The sequence below is a fragment of the Variovorax sp. MHTC-1 genome (assembly GCF_003984645.1).
GTDB lineage: Bacteria > Pseudomonadota > Gammaproteobacteria > Burkholderiales > Burkholderiaceae_C > Variovorax.
Genome location: NZ_RWKI01000003.1, coordinates 14,099 through 28,216, shown reverse-complemented (window position 1 = coordinate 28,216; position 14,118 = coordinate 14,099). Strand labels below are relative to the sequence as shown.

Annotated in this window: 15 protein-coding genes and 1 pseudogene; 10 read left to right on the top strand and 6 right to left on the bottom strand. The window is 64.5% G+C overall.

What is annotated here, in order from left to right; all coding sequences use genetic code 11:
• Positions 1 to 335: 335 nt before the first annotated feature.
• Positions 336 to 797 (top strand): GNAT family N-acetyltransferase, encoded by a 462-nt coding sequence (locus EJI01_RS05795; RefSeq protein ID WP_126836179.1) that lies wholly within the window; start codon positions 336 to 338, stop codon positions 795 to 797.
• Positions 798 to 882: 85 nt separating this feature from the next.
• Here EJI01_RS05795 and EJI01_RS05790 read toward each other — a convergent pair whose 3' ends face one another.
• The 4 genes from EJI01_RS05790 to EJI01_RS05775 all read right to left on the bottom strand — a co-directional run bounded on the left by EJI01_RS05790 (position 883) and on the right by EJI01_RS05775 (position 3,890).
• On the bottom strand, positions 883 to 1,500 hold the full coding sequence (locus tag EJI01_RS05790; RefSeq protein ID WP_126836178.1) for a glutathione S-transferase family protein: 618 nt from the start codon (positions 1,498 to 1,500) through the stop codon (positions 883 to 885).
• Entirely contained in the window at positions 1,497 to 1,967 is a 471-nt protein-coding gene (locus tag EJI01_RS05785; protein ID WP_260602347.1) for an SRPBCC domain-containing protein, read from the bottom strand. Before EJI01_RS05785 ends, EJI01_RS05790 begins: the two co-directional genes overlap by 4 nt.
• Positions 1,951 to 2,295 (bottom strand): ArsR/SmtB family transcription factor, encoded by a 345-nt coding sequence (locus EJI01_RS05780; protein ID WP_126836176.1) that lies wholly within the window; start codon positions 2,293 to 2,295, stop codon positions 1,951 to 1,953. The genes EJI01_RS05785 and EJI01_RS05780 overlap by 17 nt, the downstream gene beginning before the upstream one ends.
• A gap of 713 nt (positions 2,296 to 3,008) precedes the next feature.
• Entirely contained in the window at positions 3,009 to 3,890 is an 882-nt protein-coding gene (locus EJI01_RS05775; protein ID WP_126836175.1) for a LysR family transcriptional regulator, read from the bottom strand.
• A gap of 103 nt (positions 3,891 to 3,993) precedes the next feature.
• On the opposite strand from EJI01_RS05775, the pseudogene EJI01_RS05770 reads away from it, so the two are divergent.
• Together EJI01_RS05770 and EJI01_RS05765 are read left to right on the top strand one after the other, a co-directional pair.
• Positions 3,994 to 4,924, top strand: a pseudogene (locus EJI01_RS05770) (NADP-dependent oxidoreductase).
• 37 nt (positions 4,925 to 4,961) lie between these two features.
• The gene (locus tag EJI01_RS05765; protein WP_126836174.1) at positions 4,962 to 5,834 is read left to right on the top strand and encodes an NmrA/HSCARG family protein; all 873 of its coding nucleotides are present in this window, start codon (positions 4,962 to 4,964) and stop codon (positions 5,832 to 5,834) included.
• 439 nt (positions 5,835 to 6,273) lie between these two features.
• Here EJI01_RS05765 and EJI01_RS05760 read toward each other — a convergent pair whose 3' ends face one another.
• Positions 6,274 to 8,100 carry a histidine kinase gene (locus EJI01_RS05760; RefSeq protein ID WP_260602346.1) on the bottom strand — a complete coding sequence of 609 codons (1,827 nt, stop codon included), beginning with the start codon at positions 8,098 to 8,100 and terminating at the stop codon, positions 6,274 to 6,276.
• A 222-nt stretch (positions 8,101 to 8,322) separates the two neighbouring features.
• Here EJI01_RS05760 and oxlT point away from each other — a divergent pair, with 222 nt between their 5' ends.
• Positions 8,323 to 9,660, top strand: a complete 1,338-nt coding sequence (oxlT, locus tag EJI01_RS05755) for an oxalate/formate MFS antiporter (RefSeq protein ID WP_126836173.1) — start codon at positions 8,323 to 8,325, stop codon at positions 9,658 to 9,660.
• A gap of 46 nt (positions 9,661 to 9,706) precedes the next feature.
• On the opposite strand, the gene EJI01_RS05750 is transcribed toward oxlT, so the two are convergent.
• Positions 9,707 to 10,462, bottom strand: a complete 756-nt coding sequence (locus EJI01_RS05750; protein WP_126836172.1) for a response regulator transcription factor — start codon at positions 10,460 to 10,462, stop codon at positions 9,707 to 9,709.
• Positions 10,463 to 10,695: 233 nt separating this feature from the next.
• Here EJI01_RS05750 and EJI01_RS05745 point away from each other — a divergent pair, with 233 nt between their 5' ends.
• The 6 genes from EJI01_RS05745 (at position 10,696) to EJI01_RS05715 (ending at position 14,095) form a co-directional block, all read left to right on the top strand.
• Positions 10,696 to 11,040 carry a putative quinol monooxygenase gene (locus EJI01_RS05745; RefSeq protein ID WP_126836171.1) on the top strand — a complete coding sequence of 115 codons (345 nt, stop codon included), beginning with the start codon at positions 10,696 to 10,698 and terminating at the stop codon, positions 11,038 to 11,040.
• A gap of 29 nt (positions 11,041 to 11,069) precedes the next feature.
• Complete coding sequence (locus tag EJI01_RS05740; protein WP_126836170.1) at positions 11,070 to 11,606, top strand: DUF4256 domain-containing protein; 537 nt, start codon at positions 11,070 to 11,072, stop codon at positions 11,604 to 11,606.
• 739 nt (positions 11,607 to 12,345) lie between these two features.
• Positions 12,346 to 12,660, top strand: coding sequence for a hypothetical protein (locus EJI01_RS05730; RefSeq protein ID WP_126836168.1), 315 nt, complete (start codon positions 12,346 to 12,348; stop codon positions 12,658 to 12,660).
• A gap of 285 nt (positions 12,661 to 12,945) precedes the next feature.
• On the top strand, positions 12,946 to 13,146 hold the full coding sequence (locus tag EJI01_RS05725) for a hypothetical protein (protein ID WP_126836167.1): 201 nt from the start codon (positions 12,946 to 12,948) through the stop codon (positions 13,144 to 13,146).
• A gap of 272 nt (positions 13,147 to 13,418) precedes the next feature.
• The gene (locus EJI01_RS05720; protein ID WP_126836166.1) at positions 13,419 to 13,715 is read left to right on the top strand and encodes a hypothetical protein; all 297 of its coding nucleotides are present in this window, start codon (positions 13,419 to 13,421) and stop codon (positions 13,713 to 13,715) included.
• Between the two features lie 59 nt (positions 13,716 to 13,774).
• On the top strand, positions 13,775 to 14,095 hold the full coding sequence (locus EJI01_RS05715) for a hypothetical protein (RefSeq protein ID WP_126836165.1): 321 nt from the start codon (positions 13,775 to 13,777) through the stop codon (positions 14,093 to 14,095).
• Positions 14,096 to 14,118 lie beyond the last annotated feature (23 nt).

The window sequence follows — 14,118 nt, the reverse complement described above, 5'->3', positions numbered from 1 at the left end:
AGACACCGGGATCCGGGATGCCGGTTTCGCTTTCGCAGGCGGTCGTCGAGAGATCGCGAGATCGCGAGATCGCGAGATCGCGAGATCGTTAGTCAAGTTCGAAACATCCCCGGCATTCCGAGTCGAATCGCCGTGTCGCCTGGCACGGCGCCCAGAAGTAACCACGTAGAGGATGGGAGACCGTTGGCTGCACCGCGAGCGGCAGTAGTGAGTTGCCCGATCGTCGGTCCGCAGCACGACGGCAGAATTCGGTGATCGGGCGGGCCGATCGACCCGCAGACGTTTGCGAGTCACCTCGGGCGTCCAGTTCCTAACACTCGTTCCAACAACACGACATGAACTCAACTTCCGTCCGTCAAGCTGTTCTGGCCGATCTGAAGGAACTCGCTACGCTCTTTGACCAGTACCGGCAGTTCCAGGGGCAGGCAAGCGATGTGGCCGCCGCATGCTCGTTTCTGCGCGAAAGATTCGATCACGGGGAGTCGGTTCTTTTTATCTGCCATGAAGGCGCAACGGCCGTGGGATTTGCTCAGCTCTACCCCAGTTTTTCATCCGTCTCGCTCTCTCGGGTCTTTGTCGTGAATGACCTCTTCGTCCATGAGTCGGGGCGCCGCAAAGGCCTGGCGTCCAAGCTGCTCTCGGCCATCGAGTCATACGCCTGGTCACTTGGGTCTGCCCGCGCGACGCTGAATGTCGCGCGCGGCAACACTTCAGCCCAGAAGCTCTATGAGGAGAGCGGCTGGAAGCAAGACGATCAGTTCTACATGTATCACCGCTTCCCGGAAAACCATTCATGAGGGGAAAGCGCCGCTCCCGGGCATCTCACCCGGCCATGCTCGCGCCGTCTGCGACCAGGAGGTAGAAGGTAGGAACGAGACGTCTTCATTCCGCTGCCCCGAACGGCGCACGCCAAGCCGGCAGTTCATTCAGGCGTTCATGCCATCTGACGACGGCCGGAAAATCGGCCAGCGGAATGTACGCTCCCTTGGCATACGGAAGCGCCGCGCCCACGGCGAAGTCCGCCACGGTCAAGGCATCGCCTAGCAGGAACTTGCGCGAGGCCAGATGCGCATCCAGCACGGCGGCCGACGCGGCAAACATCCGTGTCGCACCCTCCACCGCCGCGGCATCGGGCGCACCCATGCCGATCGCGGGCTTGATCAGATTCTCGAAATACAGGGTGCCGCCGTGGGCCGTGAAGTGGCTCGCGTCCCAGCTCAACCAGCGCTGCACCTCGACCTGTGCTCGTGGGTCCTTCGGCCAGAGGTCGGCGCCCGCCACGTTGGACAAGTGGCACATGATGGCGTTGGCTTCCCACAGCACCAGGTCGCCATCGTGCAGCACCGGAACCTTGCCGTTCGGGTTGATCGCCAGGAACGCCGGCGCATGTTGTTCTCCCTGGGCTAGGTCCACCCGCACGAATTCCACTGGCACGTTCAGGTGCCGGGCCACCGCGCAAGCCTTGCGCGGGTTGATGGTCTCTGAGAAATACAGCTTCATGCCGCCGGCCCTTCGAGGTGCGCCGCGAGCTTGTCGAAGCTGCTGGACCAGCCACCCTCGTGCCCATCGCGCGATGCCTTCGAGGTGAAGCCGGTTTGCCGGAAGTGCATCCGCGTGCGGCCCGGGCCTTCCTCAGCGAAAGTGACGGTGACCAAGGTCTCGGGACCCGGCCGCCCGCGGACGCTCTCCCATGCATGCGTCATCACCAGGCGCACGGGCGGCTGAATCTCCCGGTACACACCGCCCACCCAGTGGTCCTCGCCCTCGGGCGAGCGCAGGCACGCGCGATAGCGGCCGCCGGGACGCAGGTCCATCTCGTAATGCGGCGTCGTGAAGCCTTCGGGTCCGGACCAGTGCGCCAGGTGTTCCGGCTCGGTCCAGGCCGCGAACACCAGCGCGGGCGGAGCGATGAAAACCCGGGTGATGACGAGTTCATCTGCGGCGGAGATGTCATTTGCGCTTGGCACGAGTGGCCTCCTTTTTCTGGACGTGTTGAAGATGGGCATCGAGGCGGTCGAAACTGGCTCCCCAGAATTGCCGATAGGCGCCGGCCCAGTCGACCACCTCCTTGAGGGGGGCGGCCTGGATGCTGCACGGGCGGTTTTGCGCCTCGCGCGAGCGGGCAATCAGGCCGGCACGCTCGAGGACCTTGAGGTGCTTGGAGATGGCAGGTTGGCTGATGGTGAACGGCAGCGCCAGCTCCGTCACATTCGCCGGCCCGATGGCCAGGCGCGAGAGGATGGCGCGGCGCGTGGGATCGGCCAGCGCGGAGAAGGTAAGGCTCAATGTGTCCATGCCGTCTTGCCAAATCAATGAGTTATATAACCCATAGGTTACGCATGGTCGATCGCGATGTCAAGCGGGCGCTCAGCCATAGAGAGCAGGCGGCGTCGGACGGCAGCTGCCGGACTGGTCGGACAAGCTCTGGCGGGAAACGCGACCACAATGGGATGCGAACCTCAGCAGGAACCTCGGCGCCGCCGGCGGGCTATGGGCGCACAGCCTCAAGACTCGTGATCCTGCGCATCCGCATGCACCCAGAGCCTGTTGCTTCAGGGGATCCGCGAACCTCAATTACCGAGGAGGTGCTGGCTCGTTTGGCGCGGCGGATCCTGCGTGGCCAAATCGTCATCCGTTGATCACACTTGTCGAACAGGTGCAGCGAGCGCGCGGCCACGGGTGAAGATCGGGCATCGACGTCTCACCTACTCGCAGGTCAAGCTCAATGCCCTGGCGCGGACGTTGAACGAGCGACCCAGAAGGCCCGGCTTGGTTTGAGCGGTCGCATGCGATCCCGGGGAGGCGCTGAATCCGGTCAATTACGTCATGCGCGGCGGACCGCAAACCCACGTCGTGGTCACGTTGCTGTCGGTTCGACCAAGCGGGCTGCCGCATGGTCGAGGTTGCTCGTCGGAAAACTGACATTCGAAAGCGTGGGGGCATGAAGTCATGCGTCGGCTGCGTAGCCGCGAACTGCCGACCATTCGCCAGTGCGACCGACCGGTCTTCTAGCCGTTCAGTACGAGAGACCCCTGCGGATATTGCTCGCACATGAATTCGACAAACGCCCGAACCTTCGGCGCAGGAAGTCGTCGCGATGTATGCAGGACCCAGAGCGCGACCTCCACGCCCGAAACCATGCCCCACTGAACCAGTTCTCCGCGCGTCAGTTGGCTCCACGCGATGGACTGCGGTATCAGGGCGGCTCCGGCGCCAGCGACTGCAGCGTCGCGAATCATCAGGAACGAGGAAAGTCTGAGCTTCGGGATCGGCTCCAGGACAAGGCGTCCGTCGTCGAGCGTCCAACTTCCGGATTGAAAGGTTGTTGAAACGACGCCGGGAACAGGGCTGACCTTGCCCTTGCGCGGCTTTGGCATGGGCACGGAGGGCGCAGCCACGACCACCAGCCGGTCCTTGGCGAAGCACCGGCCGACGAGGCTGCTGTCGGGGCTTGGATTGATCCGGATCGCGGCGTCGAACTGCTCCTCGACGAGGTCGACCAGGCGATCGTCCGCCACCACCTCGCACGTGACCTCGGGGTAGGCCACGCAGAACTCGGCGCAGATGCGGCCCATCGCCAGCTGGGAGAACAGCACCGGCGAGGCGATGCGCAAGCGTCCGCGCGGTACCGACAAGCCCTCGCGCGCGGAAGTCATGGCCTCGGCCACCTCGTGCATCGGCCCTTCGGTGCGATCCATCAGCATCTGGCCGGCTTCCGTGAGCTTGAGCCCGCGGGCGCTGCGCTCGATGAGCCGCACGCCGAGTTGCTCTTCCAGGTCCGCGATGCGCCGGGACAGGGTCGCCTTCGATCTCCCGCTCGCGCGGCTTGCCTTTCCCAGTCCCCCATTCGCTGCGACGAGCGCGAAGTCGGTCAATGCATTCAGGTCCATGTGTTCCGAATTTGAGACGAGGTGTCTTCATTCTCGCGTCTTCGTTTTATCAATGCAACAACCTATCTTCTCCTCATCGCAACTTCGAGATGAGGAAATTGGAATGACCACCACTCAACGCGCTGTGCTGATCCGAGCCTATGGCGGTGTTGCCGAGGTCGCCGAGATCGCGAGGCCCGCAGCCGGACAGGGCCAGGTTCTGGTCCCGCGTTCGGGCCGCCGGCGTGAACGGCATCGATTGGAAAGTTCGTGAAGGCTTCGTTCAGAAAGCTTTCCCGCTTCAACTGCCCGCTGTGCTGGGTATCGAACTCGCGGGTGTCGTCGAGGCGGTCGGCCCGGAGGCTTCGCGCTTTCGCGTGGGCGATCGCGTCATGGGGCCACTGGGCAGGCTGGGTGCCTATGCCGATTTGGTGACAGTCGACGAGGCGAACCTGGTGCGCACGCCGCAAGGCCTGGACGACGTCCATGCAGCCGGCATCCCTGTCGCGGCCGTGGCAGCCTGGCAAAGCTTGCACCATGCGGGACCGATCGCCGCAGGTCAGCGAATCCTCATTCACGGTGCAGCGGGGGGACTGGGCGGTTATGCCGTGCAGTACGCCAAGCGGGCAGGCGCCGAAGTCTTCGCCACGGCATCGACCGCGCACGTCGACTACGTTCGCAGCCTGGGCGCGGACCACGTCATCGACTACCGGACCCAACGCTTCGAGTCGGTCGCGCGGGACATCGATCTGGTGCTCGACTACGTCGGCGGCGAAGTGCTCGATCGCTCGTGGCAGGTGCTGACGAAGGACGGCGCGATCGTCGGCACGGCCTCGGCCGACATCCTTGCACGCACGGCCCCCGGCCGTCGCGGACTGTGGTTCATGACCAAGCCGGACGCTGCCCTCTTGGAACGGCTGACGGCGGAGATCGCCCAAGGCACCCTGATCTCGAAGCTCGGCGAAGTCGTGGGCTTCGACGACATCCCCGCGGCCATCGAACGCAATCGCACCGACCCTCGCATCGGCAAGGTCGTCGCTGACCTCTCGCGCTGATCGACCCCTTTACCCCTTCTACCCCCTGGAGACTTCCATGAGCATTCTCGTCACAGGTGCCACCGGCACCATCGGTTCCCTCATCGTCCAAGGCCTGGCCGCTGCCGGCGCCCACGTCAGCGCGTTCGTTCGCACGCCCGGAAAGCAACGCTTTACGGCGGGCGTCAAGGAGGTCGTCGGCGACCTGACCGACGTGCCCTCAGTGCGCGCGGCACTGTCGTCGGTGCGCACGCTGTTTTTGCTGAACGCCGTCACGCCCGACGAAGTGACGCAAGCCCTCGTCGCGCTGAACCTGGCGCGCGAGGCCGGCATCGAGCGCGTCGTCTACCTGTCGGTCATCCATGCGGACAAGTTCACCAACGCGCCGCACTTCACCGGCAAGCACACGGTCGAGCGGATGATCGAGAGCCTCGACATTCCGGCAACCATCCTTCGGCCGGCCTACTTCATGCAGAACGATCGCATGGTCCAGCAGGTGATCCAGGGCTACGGCGTCTACCCGATGCCGATCGGCTCGGCGGGCGTCGCGATGATCGATGCGCGGGACATCGCGGACGCCGCCGTCGCCGAACTGCTGCGCCGCGATCGCGCGCCCGCGCCGTCACCGTGCGCGACACTGGAGCTGGTCGGGCCCGAGCTGTTGACCGGAGCGTCGGTGGCCAAGATCTGGAGTGCCGCGCTCGGTCGCGGAGTGACTTACGGCGGAGACGACGTGGCGGCCTTCGAAGGACAGATGGCCGCGCTGGGGCCAGCCTGGCTTGCCTACGACATGCGACTGATGATGGCCGGGATTCAGAAGTTCGGCATGCGCGGTGCGGATGGCGCAGCTGATCGCCTGCAGGCCATCCTCGGGCGTCCTCTGCGCAAGTACGGCGACTTCGTCAGGGAGGCCACCATCACCACGTCGTAGGCGGCGCGCTTCGCGTACGTCACCTGCGGCCGCAGATCCCCAGCGATGCCGGTTCGCGCAAGCGGACAGGCAATCCAGGGCGCTCGCTCACAAGATGCGCTCTCCGAACCTGTTGTCCGTTCCGCAATGCAGCGATAACCGATACCTGCCAGGTTTTGCGACCTCGCTGTCAACTGCTTGGGAACAGCTGAAAGGCGGACGTCGGCGGACTACAGCTTCTGGCCGGATGAGCTTGACGCGCAGCGGCGAACGGCGGCATCGCACTCCATACCTGCAGTAGGTCGATCGGTGGCGACGGACGGCATCGGTCTAGGGTTGTCCGACACCTGTCGTGCACGACGACAGCGCCGAGCCCGCCAACGGCTTGAGGGCAGGTGTTGGACAAGCCTAGACCGAAGCGGAAGTTATGGCTCGCCGAAAGCAGTCTCCGGATTCAACTCTAGCCCACGCTACGCCCGCGTTGCGTCCAGCGCAGTGACACCCAGGTACCTTCGCCGCGGCGGCTGTCGATGCGCAGCCGGGCGCCGATCGCGTCGGCCTGCTCCCGCAACCCCACAAGTCCGTAGTGCCCCGCTGCGCCTGCACTCGGCTCGAAGCCGATGCCGTCGTCTCCGATCTCCAATTCGACGTCGTCGTTCGCAACGCGCTGCAGGCGGATCAGAAGTCGCCGCGCGCCCGCGTGGTGTTCGACGTTGCGCAGCACTTCCTCGCACATGTGGAACACGGTTTCCGCCGGCTCGGCCGCCAGGGCAGACAATGCGGGTTCGATCCGGCAGTCGAGCTCGATGCCGGAGCGTTCGCTCAGGCTCTTGGCCAACTCGGCCAGCGCCGCACCCAGCCCGATGTCGCGCACCGGGTTGCTGCGCAACTGCTCGATCGCGCGGCGTGCCTCGTCCAGCCCGTCGCGCGCCGCCCGCTCGGCCCGAACCAGCTCGTCGGGCAGCGCATCGGGCCGGCTGGATGCCAGGCGCTTGAGCACACGGATCTCGGTGAGCATCGCCATCATGGAATGCGCCAGCGTGTCGTGCAGCCCGCGCGCCAGGCGCAGGCGCTCGCGCACCACCGCGGCATCGCGCGATTCCTGCGCCAGCCGGTTGATCTCCTCGGTGCGCTGCCGCACGCGTTCGTCCAGCTCGGCATTGAGCTGGCGCAACTCGTCGCGTTCGCGCTGCAGCGTGTCCAGCAATCGGTCGAGCGCGCTGCCCAGCCGCGCGGCTTCGTCGACACCCCGCGGCACCTCGATGCGCGTCGCGCTCCCGGCCAGCACCGCGTCGGCCGAATGGGCGATCACGCTCACGCGGCGCGTGAGGCGGTGCGCCACGATGATGCCGGTGACGGCGGCGCCCAGGCCCAGCAGGCTCAGCACGATCGAGATGCGCCATTCAATGGCCGTCGCGAACTCCGCGACCGATTCGACCGGCTGAATCACCACGCCCTGCCAGCCGAGCCGGCGCAGCGTGCCATCACGGGCGTTGGGCGGAGTCGCGATCAGGTAGGGCCGGTTGTCCAGGAGCCGCCTTGTCCGGATGCGCGTGGGCAGATCGGATCCGTCGTTCCCCAGGCCGGCGACGACGGGATCGAAGGGCCTCACCGGATCGCCGACATCGCGCCAGCGCTGCCCCAGAAGGGCACTCGGCCCGTGACGCACGATGCCGTCGCGATCGATCAGCAGCCATTCGCCCGGCGAGGCGCGGATCTCGGCCACCATCTTCTGCACCCAGCTCCAGCTCAGGTTCGCGGCGACGACGCCGATGATCGCCCCGTCGGCGTTGCTCACCGGCGCGGTGAGCTTCAGGAAGCGTTCGCGCGGCGAGCGGCCTTCCTCGATCCACGCGGCGTCCAGGCCTTGCGAGATCCACGCATGCTGATTGACGTTCTGGCCGACCACCTGCTCGTCGGTCGCAGCGACGATGAAGCCGTCGGCATCGGTCACCGCCAACCAGATCAGGTCCGGCACGCCGCGGCGTACCGCCTCGAGCGATCGCTTCAGGCGTTCGCCTTCGCTGCGCTGCACGTCCTCGGACAGCATGGCCGCCACCACGCTGACCGCCTGCAGGCGCAGCAGCAGCGCGGTGTCGAGTTCGGCGTTGACGTGCTCGGCCGCGGTTTCCAGGCGCTGACCGTGCTGCTCGAGCAGCGTCGCACGCACGAAGCTGCGCAGCCACAGGTTTGCCGCGAGTGCCAGGCACAAGGTGAGCGCGATCAGCAGCCAGCCAATCGCGGCCGCCATGGAGCGCCGTGGATCGATGCGACGTGCGAGGTTCATTGGCAGCGCATTCTCGCAAACGGCAACCATGACTTTCGGCATGGGGACTTCCCCTGAGCCCTTGGGGTTTTTCTCGATGCACCGCGTGACTTCCGGCAGGCGCGCCGGCGGCCGTTCGCGGGAACAGTTGCGTCCATCGCGATCCGTGCCCGCAGCGCGATTGATACCCAACCCTGAACGTGCCGAGAGCGCTCGGCGCGACATTGAATGGAGACGAAGCGAATGAACACCACCTCACCGACACAGACCGCATCCGGCGCGCCGCCGCGCTTGCTCGACAACCGCTGGCTGCAACTGGTTGTCGGCATCGTCTGCATGATCGCCACCGCCAACATCCAGTACGCATGGACCTTGTTCGTACCGGAAATCCAGGGCAAGTTCGGCTGGGAGCGCGCGTCGATCCAGATCGCCTTCACCATCTTCGTGCTTGTGCAGACCTGGCTGGCGCCGATCGAAGGCTATTTCATCGACAAGTTCGGACCGCGCCTGATCGTGGCCTTCGGCGCGCTGTTCATCGGCGCGGCCTGGGTCATCAACTCGCAGGCGACGACGCTGATGGGCTTCTACATCGGCGCGGCCGTCGGCGGCATCGGCGTGGGCTCGATCTACGCCACCTGCATCAACAACGCGCTCAAGTGGTTCCCCGATCGGCGCGGCCTGGCGGTGGGCCTGACGGCAGGCGGCTATGGCGCCGGCTCGGCAGCCACCATCCTGCCGATCGCCGCGATGATCGACTCCTCGGGCTTCCAGCATGCCTTCCTGTTCTTCGGCCTGCTGCAGGGAACGCTGGCCTTCCTCGCGGCCTGGTTCCTGCGCGCGCCCAAGGGAAACGAGGTGCGTGCCTCGACCAAGGTCATGCAGAGCCGGCGCGACTACACGCTGGGCGAAGCGCTTCGCACGCCGCTGTTCTGGCTGATGATCCTGATGTTCTCCTGCGTCGTCACCGGCGGCATGATGGCCGTGGCCCAGCTGGGCGTGATCGCCCAGGACCTGGGCGTGAAGAACTTCCAGGTAGACCTGTACTTCATCACCATGGCCGCACTGCCGCTGGCGCTGATGCTCGACCGCGTTATGAATGGCATCTCGCGCCCGCTGTTCGGCTGGATCTCCGACCACATCGGCCGTGAGAAGACGATGGTGATCGCCTTCACGCTGGAGGGCCTGGGCATCATCGCGCTGGGCTACTTCGGCCACAACCCCTGGGCCTTCCTGATCCTGTCGGGCGTGGTCTTCCTGGCCTGGGGCGAGGTGTACTCGCTGTTCTCCGCGCTGGCGGGCGACGCCTTCGGTACCAAGCACATCGGCAAGATCTATGGCGTGCTGTACTGTGCCAAGGGCATCGGCGCGTTGTTCGTGCCGCTCGGCAACCTGATGATGGAGGCCACCGGCACCTGGTCGACCGTGCTCTACACCGTGGCGGCCCTGGACCTGTTCGCCGCCTTCCTGGCGATCGTCGCGCTGCGGCCGATGCTGGCCAGGCATGCGGCCGGTACGGCTGCCATGTCGCCTTCGCCGGCAACAGAGCTCGCGATGCCCGGGCTGTCGCCTGCCGGCCGCTAGGCCTGACCGGCGGCCTGTGCCGCCGCACAGGCCTGAATGGTTTGTCTCAGGGCTTGCCCTTGCGCGCGAGCACCAGCACCGCCAATTCGGTGCGGGTGTTCGCGTGAAGCTTTTGCATGATCCGGCTGACGTGGTTCTTTGCCGTCCCTTCGGCCAGGTTGAGCGTCATGGCGATCTGGCGATTGCCGTAGCCCTTGGCGATCAGTTCGAGCACGGCGGTCTCGCGTTCGGTCAGCGGTTTGGTTGCATCGGCGTCGGGCGCGGCGGCCTGCGTCGCGGCGCGAGCATCCGGCGCCGGCGGCGGTGGCAGCGGCTCCTGCGCCACGCGATCGGCCAGCAGCCGGAACTGGTCCATCACCTTGCGCGCGATCTGCGGCGTTAGCCGTGACTCGCCGCGATGCACCGCCCGGACAGTGTCCAGCACCTCTTCTTCCGAGGCATCCTTGAGCAGGTAGGCCTGCGCGCCGGCACGCACCGCGTCGAAGACCAGATCGTCGCGGTCGAAGGTGGTCAGCACCATCACGCGCGTGTGCGGCAAGGCGGCCGAGATCTCGCGCGTCGCGAGCACTCCGCCCTTTCGCGGCATGTGCAGATCCATCAACACCACGTCGGGCAGCAGGCGGCGGGCCAGCTCCACGGCTTCCATGCCGTCGGCCGCCTGGCCGACGACCTTGATATCCGGCGCGGCGTCCAGCAGCATGGCCATGCCGCGGCGGATCAATGCCTGGTCGTCGGCGATCAGCACGCGGATTGGCGGCGCGGCAGGCGGGGCGGGGAACGACGGTTCGGCAATGGCGCTCATGGCAGGGAGATTGTGCCCCGGGGCCCCGGGTTTTGCGGGATCAGGCCTTCACATCGCACCTCGATTCAACCAATCGTGTCAAACTGGCGCCCGCTCGCCGATGGCAGCCCGGTCCATGTCGAGATCTCGACCCCAGCGCGCAACCTGTCAGCCTGTTTCGATCTTCGGGGCACATCAACGGTCAGCTGCTTCAGATCGATGGCGGGTGACACTTTACTTGGGGGAAATCGGCCATGTCGCAATTCGTCGTCATCGTGCGCAATCGCGTGAAGCCCGGCCATGAGCAAGAGTACGTCGACCTGGTAACGCCGGTGCTCGATGCAATGCGCCACGAGAAGACCTTCATCAACACCATGCTGCATCAGGATCCGGCAGACCCTTGCCAGTTCATGCTGTACGAGACCTGGATCGACAAGGAAGACTTCCTTCGGATCCAGATGGGTCGGGCATACCGCAAAGCGTACGAGTCGCGCCTTCCGGAGATACTCGAGCGTCCGCGAGAGATGCATTACTGGAATCCCATTCGCTGCGACTATGTTTTCGCAACGCCCGGATTGGCTGTGTTGTCGCAGCCCTGAGAGTGAAGCAAGACCACACTCCAAGAACCATGAAGACGCAAGAACTGCTTCAAACACTGGAAGCTCGCTTCGAGAAGAACAGGCATCGCCACAAAGGCGTCGCATGGGTCGAAGTTCAGGCTAGGCTCGAAAGCAGTCCCAATGTTTTGAAGTCGCTTCGTGCGATGGAGGAATCCGGCGGCGAGCCGGACGTGATTGGTCAGGACAAGGAATCCGGGCACTTCACGTTCTGCGATTGCTCCCCAGAGAGCCCGACAGGTCGCAGAAGCGTCTGCTACGACCATGAAGCGCTGGACTCGCGGAAGGAGCACAAGCCGCAGAACAGTGCTGTCGAGATGGCTGCCGCAATGGGCATCGAGCTGTTGACGGAAGAACAGTATCGAGCGCTGCAGAGCCTCGGCAAGTTCGATGCGAAGACTTCCAGCTGGATCAAAACACCGCCTGACGTGCGCTCACTCGGCGGAGCTCTCTTCGGCGACTACCGCTATGGCAAGGTGTTCGTGTATCACAACGGTGCTCAGTCGTACTACGCGGCAAGAGGCTTCCGTGGATCGCTTCGCCTGTGAGCACGGAGTCGGGTGCTGAGGGGTTTGGGCCCTTTTCTTCTCGCGAACCAACAGCGGAACTTGGTCAGGCTCATCTTCTCCGCGCCGGCCAGCGTCTGCCGTCCGTCCGTGAACGCACTCAGCGCATTCCGCGATGAGGATTCTTTTTCGCCTCTTTGACCCTGCTCATACCGGACGACGCAAACAAGATCGCATCGCGCGGCCATCGTCGCGGCGTCATTGGGAAGTTCAAGTCATTTCTGCGGGTGGAACTGCCTCTATTTCGGGCATACGTAGAAGAAAGCACGTCTTGTAATCTTCAGTTGGAAGTAGGAGGATTCCTACCAACCGATCGCTACATCGGGTGTGGAGAATCCAATTCTTACTGCTCACTCCCCAGGATCACCAGCGCACGCAACGGAGGCCGTTGTGATTGCCTCCCCCGCATGCACAGGCTATGAATTGCTCTTCCGCTCTCCCATTTCCGCCCGTTGTGCCTACGTCTTTCCGTGCGACGCGGCTGGTCATGTGGACATGGACTCACTCTCCGAGCGCGCACGCAACAACTACCTGTATGCGCGAGCGGTCATGGGAATGGAAGTTGACTGGCCCGACGTCCGGCCAGCGACGTCGCACTGACATTCGCATGGAAGCAGTCGGCCGCCGCCGACATCGAAACTCACATCAGGATTCCAATGCGAAACGCACCCTATACGCGCACTCCGGCTCATCAGAAGAAGAAACCCGAACGGGACTCGCCATGATCCACAAGACTTCAGCCCACGTCTCTCATCCGGTCCCGGCCGACAGCCAGGCAGACCCGGATGTCACTGCGTTCAGGGATTGGAACCGCCTGCTGACAGCAGTGATCGCAAAGCTGCGGTCGAGCGTCGGGGAACCATCTGATGAAAGCTTCACTGTCCGGACCAAGGCGGCGCGTCAGGTCCAGGGGGTCGTTCTGGGCTGCGCGTTGGACCTCGATCTGCTGCATACCGCGCTGAGTGCGGAGAGCGCGAGGCGGCGTAGGTTCGAAGCCGGATTCGCTGGGGCGAACACAGCGCTGATCACCTGGTAGCCGGCGAAGAAGCGCCTCCCCGCCACATCTCGGGCTTGATCGCCACCTGCTGCGACGGTCTGGAAGACCGAAACCCGATCGTTCGTACGGCAGCGCACAGAACGCGCCTCGTTGTCCGAGCACACTTCTGCTCCCGCTCGCTCGAAAAAACCGCTCATGATCCCCGACCCTCATTTGCCAGTGGATTCCGAGCTCGGGGAGGACGATGTCCTCCCTCCCACCCACCCTCCCTCCCTCCCTCCCTCTCGCTCGCTTGAGCCGAAGTGACGGCCGAAAAGGAAGAATGTGCCCCAGAACATAGGTTTCCTCGTCGAGATCAGGCTGCGCCGCTCGATAGACATGATCGAGCAAGACGCTGTAGCCGTGGTCCATGAGCTGTGGCGACCCGAGACACCGCACAACGAGGAGAAGTTGGCCTTCGTCGCACAGCAGGGAAATCGCCTTTTCGGCCCTGACACCCACTGGATCGAAAAACGCCAGGCATGAGGGCGCGTCGGGACCAAGCTGGGGTGCTCCGCGCGATAGACGATTGATTCAGGAGCCCACAGAGGCCATGGCGCGCCAACGCCCCTTTCCGCTTGCGGGACCGTATCGAGCACGCCGACGAACTTGCCGCTGAAATCTGCATTCGCCACCAGGCTTGCCGTTGTCATATTGAACGGCAACAGGTTCATCGAACTTCGCTGCAGCCTTACGCATGCTTCACATTTCGCCCTCAGTATCGGAGCTCCTGAATACAACTCCTCGAAGGAGCTGCCATGAAGAAGATGTTTTCCGCATTCGGCGCTGCAGCCGTAGTCGCACTGGCCGCATTGAGCGCTCCTGCGCAGGCGCAGCCGCATCACGGAGACCGAGGCTATCGCCCTCACGTCGTCGTTGTTCCGCCGCCGCCTCCGCGCCACGTCTCTCGGCATGGCTACGATCGCCATCACGACCACCGCGCCGACGGTCGTCGCGACCGCCGCGCCCACTACCGCCACGCGCGCAGGGACAGCGACCGTGATGGGGTGCCTGACCGCTACGACCGCCGCCCGCACAATCCGTATCGGCGCTGAGCGCATCAGCGGCCACTGACACCCGCTTCGAAGCCGCACATCTCGTCAAGGAGAATCAAATGTCCATTCGAGCCACTGTCGCGTTCTTGGTGCTTTCCGCCCTTGCCGCCCCTTCTCTCGCCGATGACGATGACTCGAAGAAGCGCTGGCGACGCGATGACTGGCGCAGCGACTGGCGCGAGGACCGCTGGGCCAAGCCTTGCGAAGTCAAGCAGGAGTCAAAGCGAGGGGAGTTCAAGCGAGAGGTCAAGTGCAAGGATGGCATCGGAGCAACGTGGCGCGGGGAATGGAAGGATGAGTTCCGGGATGGGCCGTGCAAGGTCAAGCTCGAGGCCAGTCGCGAGGTGTTCAAGGAAGAGGTCAAGTGCGAGGGTCGCTGACGGCGGAAGACTTTCGCGGTAGC